Source organism: Pseudoalteromonas sp. SG43-3, assembly GCF_014164385.1.
In the GTDB taxonomy this organism is placed as follows: domain Bacteria; phylum Pseudomonadota; class Gammaproteobacteria; order Enterobacterales; family Alteromonadaceae; genus Pseudoalteromonas; species Pseudoalteromonas distincta.
On sequence record NZ_JACJFC010000008.1, the window covers coordinates 114,276 to 129,826 of the forward strand.

General features: G+C 39.2%; 17 protein-coding genes. 11 read left to right on the plus strand and 6 right to left on the minus strand.

Translation table 11 applies throughout. The annotated features are described in order from the left end of the window. Nucleotides 1–18: 18 nt before the first annotated feature. Genes nadD through leuS form a run of 4 tightly spaced genes read right to left on the minus strand, consistent with a single transcriptional unit; the run spans nt 19 to nt 4,790 of the window. Complete coding sequence (nadD, locus tag H5157_RS09400) at nt 19–654, minus strand: nicotinate-nucleotide adenylyltransferase (RefSeq protein WP_182715652.1); 636 nt, start codon at nt 652–654, stop codon at nt 19–21. A gap of 17 nt (nt 655–671) precedes the next feature. Further along, nucleotides 672–1,709, minus strand: coding sequence for a DNA polymerase III subunit delta (holA, locus tag H5157_RS09405; protein ID WP_002958525.1), 1,038 nt, complete (start codon nt 1,707–1,709; stop codon nt 672–674). Beyond that, nucleotides 1,709–2,200, minus strand: a complete 492-nt coding sequence (gene lptE / locus H5157_RS09410) for an LPS assembly lipoprotein LptE (RefSeq protein ID WP_024594704.1) — start codon at nt 2,198–2,200, stop codon at nt 1,709–1,711. Before lptE ends, holA begins: the two co-directional genes overlap by 1 nt. A 1-nt stretch (nt 2,201) precedes the next feature. Beyond that, nucleotides 2,202–4,790: a leucine--tRNA ligase gene (gene leuS, locus H5157_RS09415; protein ID WP_024594703.1), complete on the minus strand. Its 2,589-nt coding sequence runs from the start codon at nt 4,788–4,790 to the stop codon at nt 2,202–2,204. Nucleotides 4,791–4,965: 175 nt separating this feature from the next. Here leuS and H5157_RS09420 point away from each other — a divergent pair, with 175 nt between their 5' ends. From H5157_RS09420 to H5157_RS09440, 5 genes are all read left to right on the plus strand, one after another. Continuing rightward, entirely contained in the window at nt 4,966–5,424 is a 459-nt protein-coding gene (locus H5157_RS09420; RefSeq protein WP_002958528.1) for a zinc ribbon-containing protein, read from the plus strand. A gap of 77 nt (nt 5,425–5,501) precedes the next feature. Continuing rightward, complete coding sequence (locus H5157_RS09425) at nt 5,502–7,925, plus strand: Lon protease family protein (RefSeq protein WP_024594702.1); 2,424 nt, start codon at nt 5,502–5,504, stop codon at nt 7,923–7,925. A 2-nt stretch (nt 7,926–7,927) separates the two neighbouring features. Next, nucleotides 7,928–8,404: an FKBP-type peptidyl-prolyl cis-trans isomerase gene (locus H5157_RS09430; protein WP_182724581.1), complete on the plus strand. Its 477-nt coding sequence runs from the start codon at nt 7,928–7,930 to the stop codon at nt 8,402–8,404. A gap of 25 nt (nt 8,405–8,429) precedes the next feature. Further along, nucleotides 8,430–8,684: a hypothetical protein gene (locus H5157_RS09435; protein ID WP_182721200.1), complete on the plus strand. Its 255-nt coding sequence runs from the start codon at nt 8,430–8,432 to the stop codon at nt 8,682–8,684. Between the two features lie 146 nt (nt 8,685–8,830). After that, nucleotides 8,831–9,382, plus strand: coding sequence for a hypothetical protein (locus H5157_RS09440; RefSeq protein WP_182724582.1), 552 nt, complete (start codon nt 8,831–8,833; stop codon nt 9,380–9,382). A gap of 21 nt (nt 9,383–9,403) precedes the next feature. On the opposite strand, the gene H5157_RS09445 is transcribed toward H5157_RS09440, so the two are convergent. Both H5157_RS09445 and H5157_RS09450 read right to left on the minus strand, forming a co-directional pair. Further along, nucleotides 9,404–9,928: a CIA30 family protein gene (locus H5157_RS09445; protein ID WP_182694060.1), complete on the minus strand. Its 525-nt coding sequence runs from the start codon at nt 9,926–9,928 to the stop codon at nt 9,404–9,406. Nucleotides 9,929–9,995: 67 nt separating this feature from the next. Next, the gene (locus H5157_RS09450; RefSeq protein WP_182712223.1) at nt 9,996–10,772 is read right to left on the minus strand and encodes a hypothetical protein; all 777 of its coding nucleotides are present in this window, start codon (nt 10,770–10,772) and stop codon (nt 9,996–9,998) included. A 180-nt stretch (nt 10,773–10,952) separates the two neighbouring features. On the opposite strand from H5157_RS09450, the gene H5157_RS09455 reads away from it, so the two are divergent. From H5157_RS09455 to H5157_RS09480, 6 genes are all read left to right on the plus strand, one after another. Further along, on the plus strand, nt 10,953–12,038 hold the full coding sequence (locus tag H5157_RS09455) for an alkene reductase (protein ID WP_182724583.1): 1,086 nt from the start codon (nt 10,953–10,955) through the stop codon (nt 12,036–12,038). Between the two features lie 153 nt (nt 12,039–12,191). Next, nucleotides 12,192–13,202 (plus strand): RDD family protein, encoded by a 1,011-nt coding sequence (locus H5157_RS09460; protein ID WP_182695320.1) that lies wholly within the window; start codon nt 12,192–12,194, stop codon nt 13,200–13,202. Nucleotides 13,203–13,231: 29 nt separating this feature from the next. Next, a complete protein-coding gene (locus H5157_RS09465) occupies nt 13,232–14,086 on the plus strand; it encodes an alpha/beta hydrolase (protein ID WP_182724584.1) in 855 nt (284 codons plus the stop codon). An 82-nt stretch (nt 14,087–14,168) separates the two neighbouring features. Further along, a complete protein-coding gene (locus H5157_RS09470; RefSeq protein WP_182724585.1) occupies nt 14,169–14,624 on the plus strand; it encodes an ATPase in 456 nt (151 codons plus the stop codon). Nucleotides 14,625–14,648: 24 nt separating this feature from the next. Then, nucleotides 14,649–14,951 carry a hypothetical protein gene (locus tag H5157_RS09475; protein WP_182724586.1) on the plus strand — a complete coding sequence of 101 codons (303 nt, stop codon included), beginning with the start codon at nt 14,649–14,651 and terminating at the stop codon, nt 14,949–14,951. A gap of 7 nt (nt 14,952–14,958) precedes the next feature. Beyond that, nucleotides 14,959–15,255, plus strand: coding sequence for a hypothetical protein (locus H5157_RS09480; RefSeq protein ID WP_139015391.1), 297 nt, complete (start codon nt 14,959–14,961; stop codon nt 15,253–15,255). The last annotated feature ends 296 nt before the right edge of the window (nt 15,256–15,551 follow it).

The following is a 15,551-nucleotide window of genomic DNA, read 5'->3' on the forward strand; positions in this document are numbered from 1 at the left end:
TTAACACGCTAGGAGTTTTTAAGCATCAATTTGATAGAGCTGATGCACTTCTATGTAATGACTCACTGCATCGGGCAATAGTTCATTCTTTTTATTACTTTTTTTTAGCTGCTTGCGAATTGTACTTGAGGCCGCATCGAGCATTTCGCCCGGTAAAAAATAAAGTTTACCTGCAAGTGAGTGTTTAAGTGCCGCTACTTCGCCAGTATTTGCGTGTTGCATATAGCTTTTGAGCTCACCTTTTACAGTGCAATGTTGAGCTGGGCGCTGGTACACCACAATATGGCAAAGCTGTGTTATTGCCTTCCACTCAAACCACTTATCGAGATTGTTAAACGAGTCCATACCAATTAAAAATAAAATAGGTGTAGTGGGGTGCTCTTTACGAAGTTCTTGCAAACTAAGTAGCGAATACGATGGACCAGCTCGGTTAAGCTCTCTTAAATCGAGTTCAAAATGAGGATAAGGTGCAATAGCTGCGTTTAGCATATTAATACGGTGCTGCGTACTAATTCCCGGAGCTGCTTTATGTGCAGGGAGTGCACAGGGCATAAAATAAAGCGTATCTAAATTAAACGCATTAACGCATTGCTGCGCCATATTTAGATGGCCTAAATGGACGGGGTCGAAAGTGCCACCAAAAATTGCGATCATTTAACACCCATTATTTATTAATTAACCGCGTGGCACGGCATAGGAATGTTGAGCGGCTGGCAAAATTTAATACAAATATGAGCAAGCGCTTGGTAAGGTGCAATTAAATTACCTTGCTTGTAACTGGCATCAAACAACGCAACATCACTGTTTATTTGTTCCAGTGTGTGCATATTTAAACGGTTAATTGCGTTTTGAACTGGACCTTGTTGGTTTTTCCAAATTGCTTTTTGTTTAAATAAATTTGCTATGGGTTCGCCATTTAATAAACCAAGTTGCACACTTATAAGTGTATTAAGCTCTTTGGTTATAGCCCACAAAATACTCACCACTTCGGTGTTATCGCTGGCAAGTTTGTTTAGTACTTTTATAGCTTGTTTAGCGTGGCCATTTAATAGTGCATCGCTTAAATCAAAAATATCAAACTTGGCTTGATTTAACAGCCCTTGCATAACTAGTTGCTGAGTAATTAATGCATTGCCGTGTAGTAGCGAGAGCTTTTCAAGCTCCTGAAAACAGGCTAATAAGTTGCCTTCAGTGGCATTTATTAAGCTTACTTTGGCGTCGCTTTGCATATTAAGTGATAAACGTTGGCATTGCTCATCAAGCCATCGTTTTACGTGAGAGCCCGTAAGTGGGTAGCAAGGTACGAACACGCCTAGTTTATCAAGGGCTTTAAACCACGCACCACGTTGTACTTCTTGACTGGCTTTAGCGCCTTTAACAATTAAAATAGTATCGGGATTAACCAGCTCAACTACTTTTTTAAAGGTATTGCTGCCAATAACGCCTGGCTTTTGTTGGTTTAAATCAAGCTCAATAATAGTGCGGGCGCTAAACAGCGACATGCTCTGATACTGGGCTATGATTTCTTGCCAATCGAATCCTTGCATTAAAGTAAACTTAATTACTTCATCAAAACCTTGTTGCTTAGCACAGTCGCGAATTTGTTGTACGCACTGCGCTTCTTGAAAAGGCTCTTCACCAAATACTAAATAAAAGGGCTTTAGCCCTTTATTTAATTCACTCGGTAGTTGATTAGCATAGCAGCGCATTATAGTTGCGACAGCTCTCTAACAATACGACGACTGGCTTGCTCACGAATCTCGCTAATGAGTAGCTCAAGCTCTTTTGCTTTTGCTAATGCATGATCCGGATCGTCTTGGTAATTACGGTAAAGCTCAAAACGTTTTTCTATCGCTTTTTCGCCAGGGAGTTTAACTACATACGACACGCCATAAGCAAGTTCGTATTCAGCAACCTGACCATTTTGAAACAGCGAAAGAGTTTGGCGTTCAATACTTTCTTTGCGTAAATACAATTGGGCTTTATCTTTAGCTGACGATACTAGCTCTACGTTACTCGCTTTAAGCTCTTTTTTAAGCTCAGTAAATAAAGTCGATTTTTCATCATCGCCTACAAGTGTTAGCTGTTTTAAGTTATCAGGCAAGCTAGAGGCTTTTTTTAAATGAAAGCCACAGCTTGATAACAAAAAACAGACTAGCACTAAGGCTAGTCCATTTTTAATGGCGTTAAATGCAGCCATATTAGTTAGCTACCACGTTAAGTAGTTTACCTGGAACGTAAATGATTTTACGAATAGTTGCGCCATCCGTAAATTTAGTTACGTTAGATTCTGCAAACGCAAGGGCTTCTACTTGCTCTTGAGTGGCATCAGCTGCCACTGTTAACTTAGCGCGAAGCTTGCCGTTTACTTGTACGATGATTAGTTTTTCATCTTCAACAAGAGCCGACTCGTCAACTTTTGGCCACTGCGCATCTAAAATCTCGCCTTCTTTACCAAGCTCTTTCCAAAGCTCATGTGATAAATGCGGAGTAATAGGTGCAAGCATAATAACTAATGCTTCAAGTGCTTCGTTAGCAATCGCTACATCTTGTTTGTCGCTCAGTGGTGCTTTTAATAACTTATTAGAAAGCTCCATAATGGCTGCAATAGCGGTGTTAAAGGTTTGACGACGTTCAACATCATCAGTCACTTTAGCAATTGCTTTGTGTAAGTCGCGACGTAGTACTTTTTGCGGGTTAGTGAGCGCTGATTTATCAAGTGCTTGGTAACCTACTGTTTTAACATCTACTGCGTATTTCCATACACGTTTTAAGAAGCGATGTGCGCCTTCAACACCTGAGTCTGACCATTCAAGCGTTTGCTCTGGTGGTGCTGTAAACATCATAAATAAACGCACTGTATCTGCACCGTATTGGGCAATTACTTGTTGTGGGTCTATACCGTTGTTTTTAGACTTCGACATTTTACTCATGCCTGATGAGAATACCGGCTCACCGTCTTCTTTATGCCATGCTTTAGTTACGCGGCCCTTGTCGTCGGTTTCGGTATTTACATCGCTTGGCGAAATCCATACATCGCCGCCTTTTTCATCTTTACGATAAAATGTTTCAGCAAGCACCATACCTTGACAAAGTAAGCGGTCGAACGGCTCGTCTGAATTTACTAAACCAAAGTCACGTAATAATTTATGGAAAAATCGCGAGTACAATAAGTGTAAAATAGCGTGCTCAATACCACCAATGTATTGGTTTACTGGTAACCAATAGTTAGCAGCCGCTGGATCTAGCATGCCTTCGTCGTAGCGTGGGCTACAGTAGCGTGCGTAGTACCAAGATGATTCCATAAAGGTGTCAAACGTGTCAGTTTCGTGAAACGCAGGTGCGCCATTTACTGTTGTTTTAGCCCATTCAGGGTCTGCTTTAAGAGGTGACGTTACACCATTCATTACCACATCTTCTGGTAAGCGAACTGGTAGCATATCTTCTGTTGCTGCAAGTTCTTTGCCTTCTTCGTCGCTAAGCATTGGGATTGGAGAACCCCAATAACGCTGACGGCTAACACCCCAGTCACGAAGGCGGAAGTTTACTTTACGCTCACCAACGCCTAGTGCTTCTAATTTGTCGGCAATGGCTTTAAACGCGGCGTCAAAATCAAGACCATCAAATTCACCTGAATTTACAAGTACGCCTTTATCGGTAAATGCTTCTTGCTCAAGGTTTACTTCAAGACCTGAGCCTTCAACCGGTGCAATTACTTGTTTAATATCTAGGCCGTAAGCCGTTGCAAATTCAAAATCGCGTTGGTCGTGTGCAGGTACCGCCATAACAGCGCCTGAGCCGTAATGCATTAATACAAAGTTAGCGACCCAAATTGGTACTTGCTCGCCCGTTAATGGGTGAGTTGCGTAAAAGCCTGTTGCTATGCCTTTTTTCTCCATTGTTGCCATGTCTGCTTCGGCAATTTTGGTGTTTTTGCATTCTTCAACAAACATTGCAACAGCATCGCTATTTTTAGCGGCTTCTTGTGCAATAGGGTGACCACCAGCAACAGCAACATACGTAACACCCATAAAGGTGTCTGGACGAGTTGTGTATACACTAAAAGTTTCGTCGTTATCGGTGCGTTTAAATTCAATATCACACCCTTCAGAGCGGCCAATCCAGTTACGCTGCATTGTTTTAACTTGCTCTGGCCAATCTTCCAACTTGTCTAAATCGTCAAGTAGTTCTTGTGCGTAGTCGGTAATTTTAATAAACCACTGTGGAATTTCTTTTTGCTCAACCACAGCGCCTGAACGCCAACCGCGACCGTCAATAACTTGCTCGTTAGCTAATACTGTTTGATCCACTGGATCCCAGTTAACCGTCGACATTTTTTTATACACTAAGCCTTTTTCGTAAAGCTTAGTGAAAAACCACTGCTCCCACTTGTAGTATTCTGGATGACACGTCGCTATTTCGCGATCCCAGTCATAACCAAAACCTAATTGCTTAAGCTGTGTACGCATGTAGTCAATATTTTCGTATGTCCACTTAGCAGGTGCTGTTTTGTTTTTAATAGCAGCGTTTTCTGCAGGTAAACCAAACGCATCCCAACCCATAGGTTGCATTACGTTTTTGCCTTGCAGGCGCTGGAAACGAGAAACAACATCACCAATGGTGTAGTTACGTACATGACCCATATGCAGTCGACCACTCGGATAAGGAAACATAGAAAGGCAATAATACTTTTCTTTGCTCTCATCTTCAGTGACTTTAAATACCTGGTTTTCTTCCCAGTAGCTTTGTACTTTTGACTCTATATCTTGCGGGTTATATTGCTCTTGCATCTATGGTTCCAGACTTCTTGCAAACTAATAAAAAATTGCCATTAGGATACCCCAAATAAAGTGCTATTCACAGCGTCAAAAACGCGGTTTTGATAAATTCTAACCTTCAGTTCAGGTTAACCTATACTTATCTAAGTTATAGGGTGATTTAACAGCAATTTTGAAGGAGTAAAAAATGGCAGATTATAAAGCATGGCTTGGCGATTTAACCAAATGGCTAAAAGATGTAAAAGATCATGAAGTAAAAGACGCAGTTACTCGATTTGTTGAATCTGAGCAGGCACTTAAAGATTTAGGGCAAGAAAGATACGCTTTATATAAAAGTTATTTACAGCGCGATATAGAACATGTCCAAGAAAACGAATCGCACTATAATTCGCTTGCATGGCAAGAGCTTAAAGAGTCCTTATGGTTTGAGCTTTCGCACATAGAAGATAAAACTCAGCTTGAGTGGCAATCTCTTAGTCAAGATTTTAAGCACAATGGTGTGTATCACGCAGGCGAATGGATAGCCATGGGCACATTAGTATGTAAGAATTGCACCCATAGTTACGATGTTTATCACGCGACACAAATTACACCGTGTATTGAATGTGATGGAATCTATTTTAGTCGTAAGGCGCTGCACCCTTAAATATAATTATTAAGTGGCTGCGGGCCACTTAATACGCCCAAAGGCCAGCGAATATGTTGGTAAAAAAAGAAGTTAGAATGACGAAAAAATTGCTGCCACTATCTGTTTCAAAGCTCGCACCGAGTATTTCTACTAATCACGTACATACGTGTATGAGCAATCCATACCCCGAGCAACTAACATTTATAGGCCAACAACGCGCCCAAAGTGCCTTAGATTTCTCTTTAGGGATGGAACTACCTGGTTACAACGTTTATGTAATGGGCGAGGCTGCCCATGGGCGCTTTACGCTTGTTAAAGATAAACTTAAGCAACACGCAAAAGACCGCCCAACACCAAACGAATGGTTATACGTAAATAATTACGATGATCACAGAGAGCCTATCGCGCTGTTTATGCATGCAGGTCAAAGCAAGCAACTTAGTGACGACATAGATTCATTTTTAGATGAAGTACTCGACACATTTCCTGCTGCATTTGATAACCCAGGATACCAACGCAAAAAAAAATCAATCGACCGTGAATTTAACGATGCCTACGACAGCGCTATTACCGCAGTAGAAATTGCGGCATTTGAGCAAAGTGTTGCATTAGTCGAAGAAAAAAATTCAGTTGGGTTTGCACCGCTTGTAGATGGTAAACAATTAAGCGATAGCGAATTTGGCGAACTTGAAGAAACGTTACGCGAAGAGTTTTTTGAAAAAATTGAAAAGCTAGAAGATGCATTAATAGAAGCGTTAATTGAGCTGCCACGCTGGAAGCGCGAATCAAAAGAAAAACAGCGTAATCTTAAAAAGTCGACTGCAGAGCAGGCCACAAAACCGCTTTTAAAAGACTTAGAACATAAATATGCAACTCATATTGGTGTACTGCGTTATTTAAAAGATATACGCGTTGAAATTATAGACGCGGTACTTGAGTGGCTCGATGACGAAGACGAAAGCGAAGAAAGCAAAGAAGACTTTGATCGTAAAGGCATGCTTACCGACTTTTTTGCACCTAATATTTTAGTTGAGTTTAAAGAAGACGATGCAGCACCCGTGGTGTACGAGCCCAATCCAACATTTGGTAATATATTTGGTAAAATTGAGTATTCCACATCGCAAGGGTCTTTAATTACCAGTTATCGCTCTATTCAGCCGGGAGCATTGCACCGTGCTAATGGCGGTTATTTAATTATGGATGCTGAAAAGGTAATGGCTAACCCTCAAGTGTGGGATGGTTTAAAACTTTCGCTTAAAACGCATCAAATTAAAAACGACTTACCGTATCAAGATAGCTCAGTAGGTAGTAGTTTTACACTTCGCCCGCAGCTTATACCGCTTGATGTAAAAATTATTTTATTAGGCTCGCGCGAACTGTATTACACCATAGGTGAATACGATGAAGAGTTTGCAGAGTTATTTAGAGTATTAGCTGACTTTGATTACTACTTACCAAGTAGCGATAAATTACAGTACCAATTTATAACTAAAGTTACCGAGTACTGCGAGCAAACATTAAAGTGCACTACCACACAAGCAGCTATGGTGCGTTTACTTAAGTTTAGCTACCGCCAAGCAGAGCATCACAATAAGCTTTCTGCGCGCTTTGCTGATGTACTCGAATTAGTTGCAGAGGCAAGTTACTACGCAAAACAAGATAAATTAACTGTTGTAGATGCGCATCATATTGATGAAGCCATTGAAGGTAAGCAATACCGTACCGGCCAAATTAGTGAAAACATGCTAAGCGATATAAAAGAAGGTCACACACTTATTGCAACCGACGGCCAAGCCATTGGTAAAGTAAATGGCTTAACCGTATTACACATTGGCGATACTTCTTTTGGTACCCCTGCGCGTATTACGGCAACGGTTTATGCTGGCGCCGATGGCGTAATAGATGTTGAACGTGAAGCCGAGCTTGGTAAAGCAATTCACTCAAAAGGTGTAATGCTACTTACCGGTTATTTAGGTAATAAATACGCGCAGCACTTTAGCTTAACGCTTAGCGCTAATATCGCTATTGAGCAAAGCTACGGTTATATAGATGGCGATAGTGCATCTTTGGCAGAGTTGTGTGCGCTTATTTCGTCTATTACAAGCCTACCTATTAGCCAATCAATTGCACTGACAGGCTCTATTAACCAACATGGTGATGTACAGGCTATTGGTGGCGTAAACGAAAAAATAGAAGGCTTTTTCAAACTGTGTAAAATGCGTGGCTTAACAGGTTCGCAAGGCGTTATCATTCCTAAATCAAACCAAGTTAACTTAGTGCTTGATGATGAAATACTTAATGCAGTTGAAGCGGGTAAATTTAATATTTACGCAGTTGAAACCGTAGACCAAGCGCTTAACCTGTTAATGGATATAGAAGCTGGCGATATTATTGATGACCAGTATCCAGAAAACTCAGTAAACGGAATTGCGCTTGCTCGCCTTAAAGAAATTGCCGACATAGTTAATGGCGATAACGATGACGAAAAAGACGAAGAACTAGATAACGAAAAAGGTTAATAATGATCAATATAATTTTGGCGGTGGTTATCGCCATTTTTTGTTTTTTAATATTTCAAAATAGTAAAAAAGCAAAACAACAAGCAGGCATAAATGCACAAATAGGGGCAGATTACTTAGCCGCTAACGCAAAAGTAGAAGGTGTAGTAGAAACAGCTTCTGGCTTGCAGTACAAAATACTGCATAAAGGTGAGAGTGAAAACACACCAAGCCCAACAAGTATGGTTAACGTGCATTACCACGGCACACTAATCGACGGCACGGTGTTTGACAGCTCAGTAGAGCGTAAAACACCGATTAGCTTTGGCTTGCACCAAGTGATTAAAGGTTGGACTGAGGGCTTACAAATGATGAGCCCAGGCGATAAATACATTTTTTATGTACCGCACCAATTAGCATACGGCGAAAAACGTGTAGGGAGTATTCCTCCTGCCTCAGTACTTATTTTTGAAGTAGAGCTACTGGCAATTGAGTCTTAGTGATTAAATAACAAGGAAGTAAATTATGAATAAAGATGAATTACTTAAAATAGCCAAAGGTGATATTAACTTTACCTTTCAATCTATTATTTATGCATTAGCGCTATGCTTACTAGTTGCAGCTGTTTTTTTACTAGAGATGAGCGTTAACCTACAAATGGGTTTAATAGTTTGTATTATCGGTGTGTTTGGAATGACTATTTATAATAATTTAAATACTCGTCTAAATGCGGCGCTTGCCCTTATTTCGCTCTCGCAAGATAACCAAAGCACTAAGTAAGTAACGAGTTAGTTTGATAAATTGGTATAAGCCTTACTTTAATAAAGTGGGGCTTTTTGCTTTTAGCTAACAATAAAATTTACTCAAGGGTTTTAATACGAAGTCGATACCTATAATAGTTACAAAGCTATTTTAGGGATAAAATAATGAAGATTTCAGCGGCTTCCATTCCATACCAAGTACACAGCTCAAATACTCAACCTTTAGCGCAATCAGATAAACTACCTGTTGAAAAAGCGAGTGAAGAAAAGAGCGAGGAAGAGAATGAGGAAGAGCCAAAATATGTGTTATCAAAGTTTTTAGATACCAAAGCCGAAGAGTATAGTGAAGATAATGCAACGTTTGGCAGTCAGTATAAAAACCTAGAAAAAGTATACAAGCACTTCGCTGGGCGAGTTATTGCGCTGCAAGAGCAAATTAATAAACTTAAACAAAGCCCCGTACAACGTAGTATAACTATAAACACTTCTGTAAGTGAGCCGAATAAAAGTGATGCGAGTTTAACTTTAGATGCTGAGCACCTAGGTGTAAAACAATATAAAAACACGCAACATAAAAACACGCAACAGCAAGAACAAATAGATATGTTAGAGCTGCAATTAGGGGAGTTAAAATCAGAGCAAGCGGCAATAAAGCAACAAATGGTTGAACTGGTTATTAATGAACTAAAGAGGCGGGGCGACGACTATACTATTTAGCGCGACCAACATGCTGTTGGGTTAGCTTTTAAACTCAATTTTACCCACTTCAAGTTTAAACTTACCTTCTTGCTTGCCTGCAATCATAAAGCCTAGCTGTTTTATATCATCAAAATCAATAATAGGTTGTTGCTCAAGCACGCGACCGCGATACGTTAAAGTAAAATCACTCGGAGCAAAGTTTATATCTACCCATTCATTTTTTACTGTTTTAAATGAGTGAGTGTACGCTGCGCCATCAAGGTAATTGGTAGTTCTGAGCCTAAGCTGATAGATTTGTCCATCACCTTTAACACGCAGCGCTATAGCTTTAGTATTTTGGCTTTGTGTACTTAGCTCTGTACGTATTGATGCAAAACCGCCGTTATTATCAAGCGAAACATTGCCTGTAAAAAGCAAACTTTCTTGAGTTTGTGTTACTTGGCTATTAGATACACCGCCCATTACTGAGTCGTTAACAACGTACCAGCGCTGGTTTGCATTAGCTTGTGCACTTACAACTAATAAATTAAATACAAAAAGTGAGGATAGTTGTTTGGTGATCATGGCTTACTCCTAATTACTTTAAGCTTATCAATACGGATAAACATATTATTTGTTCACTTATTTAAAGTTAATTATTTTTACGGCTCCATTTTTTCATGATTTTTTCAAACATAATTTCTTTATCAGTTTTATCCTCAGGACAGGGTTTACCGCTACCTTGAGGCATGCCATTACTACCAAATACGGTTGAAGTATCAATTAAATAGCATTTACCGTTAAATTTTTCTAATCGTCGTGTGCCAGTTGTATTTTGGCTAATAACTTCTGAATTATCAGATTTTACTGGCGTTTTAATTGTGGGCTTATTGTTTATCTCTTCATTTTCAGAGCTTTTATCTTCACCAAAGGAGACCATTTTTTTATGAGTCATATTATTTACAGGAGAGCCAAATAGCGGCGCGTATGGATTTAGCTTTTTAAATGTTTGAGAAGCTTTTGTTGTAGGCTCTGAAGGCGCTGCTACCAGGGGTTCAACAGGTTTTACAGGGGCTTTTTTAAGCTCTGTTTGTGCCTTTGGTAACGTGATGGTTTTGGCTTGCGTTTTTTTAGTTACCCTTACTTTGGCTTTTGTAGAATCTTTTTTTATAGGTGTAGTGTTAGAGGTCGCTGAATTTGGTGCATCAGTTTTAGTGTTTACAGGTTTTATATCAGGCGCATTGGTTGTTGTAACAACTGAGCTTAGCTTAGGTAGGCTTGCTAAATTAACCGTAACATAGGCCTGTATTATTGCGTTTTTTTCCTCCTTTGGCGGCGCAACTTTAATAGATTGCGAAAACAAAAAGTACAACACAATAGCGTGTATACACAACGAGATAACCCACGGCCATGCATTCCCTTTATTCACATCAAACCCTCAACTTAATAGTGCTGTTAAGAGTCAATAAAATACATTTAGTTCACCTAAAGTTAATGTGTTTTACTTTGTGGCTTTATTGCAGATACAACAAAACTATTTTGCAGTTTTTGTTGTTTTTGCATGTGCTTGGTTACGTTATTATGAGCGCAATCAAACTTAGGAGGCATTATGACATTACTTTTTGAACCAATAGAACTTGCAGGTAAAACATTAAAAAACCGTATTGTTATGCCCCCAATGACTCGCTCGCGTTCAACACAGCCTGGCGATATAGCTAACGACTTAATGGCAACATATTACGCACAGCGCGCAAGTGCCGGACTAATTGTAAGCGAAGGCACACAAATTAGTGAGCTTGGTAAAGGTTACGCTTGGACTCCGGGTATTTATTCAAATGAGCAAGTTGCAGGCTGGAGTAAAGTAACAAGCGCAGTACATAGCGCTGGTGGAGTGATGTTTGCTCAGCTTTGGCATGTTGGCCGTGTTACCCACAGTGACAGCACTGGTGGCGTGCAGCCTATTTCAGCATCGGCCATTGCTGCAAAAGACGTAAAAGTATTTGTAGATACAAACGGCGCACCGGGGTTTGTAGACACCCAACTCCCACGCGAAATGAGCAAACAAGATATTACGCATGTCATAGGCGAATTTCGCCAAGCAGCTAAAAATGCAGTTAATGCAGGGTTTGATGGCATAGAGCTTCATGCTGCAAATGGTTACCTTATTAATCAATTTTTAGACTCAGAGTCAAATGCTCGCACCGATGAATATGGCGGCAGTGTGCAAAACCGCATACGCTTTTTAATTGAAGTGGTACATGCTGTTAGCGACGAAATTGGTAGCAGTAAAGTAGGCGTAAGACTTGCCCCGTTAACAACTCTTAATGGCACAGTAGACGAAAACCCTGAAGAAACTTACTTAGCGGTTTCTGAGGCATTAAATAAAGCCGGTGTAGGTTACATGCATATAGCCGAAGCCGATTGGGATGACGCACCTTTAATGAGTGTCGAATTTAAAAAATCGATTCGCAAAACCTACAGTGGAGTATTAATTTACGCAGGCAAGTACACCAAAGAGCGCGCAGACAAAGCACTTAGCGAAGGCTGGGCCGACATGATTGGCTTTGGTCGCCCGTTTGTATCAAACCCAGACTTACCAGCACGCTTAAAGCAAGGCAAGCCACTTAACAGCCACAACCCCGACACTTTGTTTGGTGGCGCAGAACAAGGCTACACCGATTATCCAACGGTATAATTGCTAGTAAGTAATTAACATTGAGTAAAAATATGAAGGGCTGCATTTTATGTAGCCCTTTTTTTGTGCATTGATTCTAATAGCTTTACCTTGAGCAAAAAATAAAAAACGCGTAAGTTAACCGGGTTACCTATTTTAATAACAAGAAAATAAATGAAAGCCACAGAAATAGAACAATTAGAATTATCAAATTCTGAAACCCGAGAAGTTATTACACCCTACGCTTTTAAAATTGACAGCGCTTTACTGGGCTTGCCTTTAGCTACACCTATTCAGCGTGCACTAGCGATTATTATTGATGTTGCACTGATATTTTTAGCGGCCAAGCTTAGCGCTGCTTTAATAGCGTTTGTTGCTGCAATGGCTTTTTATAAAGGTACGGCACAGCAATACCTTCCAAAAATGTCGAATGTGTGGCGAAGAATCTTAAAAATAACGGCAGCAAGTATTTTATTTGTAAGCGCACTTACTGTGCTTTCAATTGGCATTGATTACCTAGAAGACGATAACACTGATCAAGGTTTAGCTGTTCAGGGCGTAAAAATACAAGATGAAATACAGCTTACCGCCACAGAAAAACAACGGGTAAATACTTATTTAGCGCAAACAGCTGATGAAAGCTGTGAGCAACCTTGCCAACAAAACGCGTTTGATAATTTAATTGGGCAAGTTCCCAAATTAGCAGAAATGGACGACCTACAAAGCCCACAACTTGCTACCGTACTTTTACAACTATTAGTACTCAGTGAAAATAAAGAAATAAAGCCTGCACAGTTAATAGAAGAAAAACCTGCACAAACAACCACAAACAGTATTTTGCAGTGGAGCAAGGGTATTATTCAAGACTTAGGCTTAGGTTTTGGCTGGGCTGCTGTTTACTTTACGTTGTTCTCGCTACTTTGGCGCGGCCAAACACCGGGTAAAAAGGTATGTAATATTCGTGTGGTTGCCTTAAGCGGTGAGCCATTAGGTTTATTAGATTGTTTTGGTCGCTACGGCGGCTACGGCGCAGGTTTTGCCACAGGCTTGTTAGGGTTTTTACAGATATATTGGGATCCAAACAGACAAGCCATTCAAGATAAAATATCAGCGACTGTGGTTATTAAAGGTAACTTGAATCAGGTTGTAAATGTGGAAACGGTAGAAGAGACTGTAAAAAGTTAAGTTTGCTCTTATTAATTACAAGGATGGTTATGAAAGCTTTATTAATGGCGTTTAGTTATCTGTATTTTATTACAGCTTCGTATGCGTCAGAAAATATTGTGTTAGCAGAAACACATCAGCTTAAGTCTATTATTTTAGGTGAGCAGCGCAGTTATAGTGTTTATTTACCGCCAAGCTACAAGCAAAACCTCGAACTAGTATATCCTGTTATTTACCTGCTTGATGGCGACCCAACCCATTTAAAAGCCTTAGCGGGGCTTGTTGAAGCACTCAGTACTGAGCGGCTAGAAAAACAAATTCAACAAGCAATTATTGTCGCTGTTCCTAACAGTAAAAATGCGATAAGAGAGCGCGACTTTACCCCTACCAATGTCGATTGGACTTTTAACGGCAAGCTACTCGAAAAATTTGAAAACATTGGCAATGCCGCAAACTACACCGCTTTTTTTGAAAAAGAACTTATTTCCTTCATTAATAAAAATTACCGTACATCAAATAAGCGGGTCTTAATTGGGGAATCTTTCGGCGGCTTGTTCGCAAGTTATGTTTTACTTACAAATCACTCTTTATTTACTGATTACTTAATTATTGATGCAACCTACCTTTGGGATAATAATTATCTCAATCGTTATTTTGACGAGCAACAGCTTATAAATAAGCAGCTTAAAGGCAATGTATATTTTACTTTTGCTAATAATGCAGCTTTTGGTGAAATTGGAGAGGCTAATTATAAATGGGGCTTAGAGCTTGCTAAAAAACTAAAAGCGCACCCGAGTAACAGTTTATATATAAATCAACGTTACTTTGAAGAAGAAACTCATGGCACGGTGGCAGCGCTTAGTTGGTACTATGGTTTAAAAAGCTTATTAAAAAATAAGTTTTAATTTATATACTAGGTTAGTGAAAGGAGTGATTTTGGGTATATTGTTAACGAAATTTAGTAGTGAAAAATTAAAAGGGAATTAAATGAGTAATAATTTTAATGAGGCTATAAAGGGCTTTTTTTGGGGGATAGGGTTTGTAATAGCAACACTCGGTGGTATCAGTGTGTACGCGCTAACAATAGCCGCAGAAGTTGATAGTGGCTTTAAAGAGCAGGTATCAAATAAAGCATTGGAGGGCACTGACGACTTAAATAGTGATTATAAACTTACCCTTTCTGATATTTTTAAAGAAAATGGGCGAGTAAGAATAACTGCCGAGTTAAAAAATATCACCAATGAAAGCATATATGCAGGTGGTGTTATAGCATCTACATTCGATAAAAACGGAAAGTTTGTTGGTAATTGTTTAGGTAAAAGCGATGACATTTTTATAGAACCAAATAAAAGTAGCTATATTGATATTCATTGTAATCTACTGAGGCCACAGGTGAGTAGAGTGCACTCAGCAAAGCTAAAGTTTAAGTGGCTTGGTTTTTAAGTTATAAAGGATAAGGCAGGCTTTATGAAGCTCATTGAAGTAGGTTCTTTGTGGTATTTATTGAAAAATTATGATGATTATTATATTCAACAACTTAGCGGTTCTATGCATACTGAAACAGCTGCAACTTATAAACTACTAGATGAAGAGGTCAATAATTATCTAAAGCTTGGTAATGAAGCGCTATCTAAAACGATAATTCACTTTAATAATATCGGTAATTACAGTTGTTTATCAGCAGAGCGTCGAGCGAGTTTAGAAACAATTAGTAAGATACAAACAATTAGTAAGATACAAACAATTATTAAAATGTTCCTTGATAAATAGGTGCTCGGTGAATAGTGATAATAAAGAAATTTTAAAATGTGTAAAAGTAACATCGAATCCCTTTTCATCAAATAGGGACTCATCTTTGAATTTAACTATAAGTGCAATTGATATGGCTCTTCAAAAGTATTCAAATGACCAGATTACACAAGTTTTAAATAAAGAGCTGATGCGTTTAAATGATATTTGTAATAACTCACCTGGTAGTATGCTGGCTTACGAAATGCTTTTAACCTACAAAAGTGCACAATATAACTGTGCTCAAGCATTAAAGTATTTGAAGAAATACAGAAATAACCAGTAGGTTCTTTTTTTAAATATAAATTAAAAGTAGGAGTCAAACTTCTAGTTACTATTTTTACATGAGATTTTATACAAAGTAAGTTATTTAGCTGGCTGTGGGCGCGTCAAGTTACGATAAAATATTATTGTGTCGAATGTTAGCCCTTTTTAAATTTGATGCGTACATAATTGAATTCCCACAGGGGAGTAAAATAAAACTGTATACCAATAAAGTTAAGACCGTTAGGCACTTTAGACTCAATATATTGCGCTAAAGCATGCAACTTAGGGGGTGAGTTTGTTTGTGAGAATCAAATC

Coding starts and splice junctions, on each gene's coding strand:
- H5157_RS09420 (WP_002958528.1), top strand. CDS start 4,966: ATGGCAGATTATAAAGCATGGCTTGGCGATTTAACCAAATGGCTAAAA.
- H5157_RS09470 (WP_182724585.1), top strand. CDS start 14,169: ATGAGTAATAATTTTAATGAGGCTATAAAGGGCTTTTTTTGGGGGATA.
- nadD (WP_182715652.1), bottom strand. CDS start 654: ATGATCGCAATTTTTGGTGGCACTTTCGACCCCGTCCATTTAGGCCAT.
- leuS (WP_024594703.1), bottom strand. CDS start 4,790: ATGCAAGAGCAATATAACCCGCAAGATATAGAGTCAAAAGTACAAAGC.
- lptE (WP_024594704.1), bottom strand. CDS start 2,200: ATGGCTGCATTTAACGCCATTAAAAATGGACTAGCCTTAGTGCTAGTC.
- H5157_RS09455 (WP_182724583.1), top strand. CDS start 10,953: ATGACATTACTTTTTGAACCAATAGAACTTGCAGGTAAAACATTAAAA.
- H5157_RS09435 (WP_182721200.1), top strand. CDS start 8,430: ATGAATAAAGATGAATTACTTAAAATAGCCAAAGGTGATATTAACTTT.
- H5157_RS09460 (WP_182695320.1), top strand. CDS start 12,192: ATGAAAGCCACAGAAATAGAACAATTAGAATTATCAAATTCTGAAACC.
- H5157_RS09430 (WP_182724581.1), top strand. CDS start 7,928: ATGATCAATATAATTTTGGCGGTGGTTATCGCCATTTTTTGTTTTTTA.
- H5157_RS09440 (WP_182724582.1), top strand. CDS start 8,831: ATGAAGATTTCAGCGGCTTCCATTCCATACCAAGTACACAGCTCAAAT.
- H5157_RS09475 (WP_182724586.1), top strand. CDS start 14,649: ATGAAGCTCATTGAAGTAGGTTCTTTGTGGTATTTATTGAAAAATTAT.
- H5157_RS09445 (WP_182694060.1), bottom strand. CDS start 9,928: ATGATCACCAAACAACTATCCTCACTTTTTGTATTTAATTTATTAGTT.
- H5157_RS09465 (WP_182724584.1), top strand. CDS start 13,232: ATGAAAGCTTTATTAATGGCGTTTAGTTATCTGTATTTTATTACAGCT.
- H5157_RS09425 (WP_024594702.1), top strand. CDS start 5,502: ATGACGAAAAAATTGCTGCCACTATCTGTTTCAAAGCTCGCACCGAGT.
- holA (WP_002958525.1), bottom strand. CDS start 1,709: ATGCGCTGCTATGCTAATCAACTACCGAGTGAATTAAATAAAGGGCTA.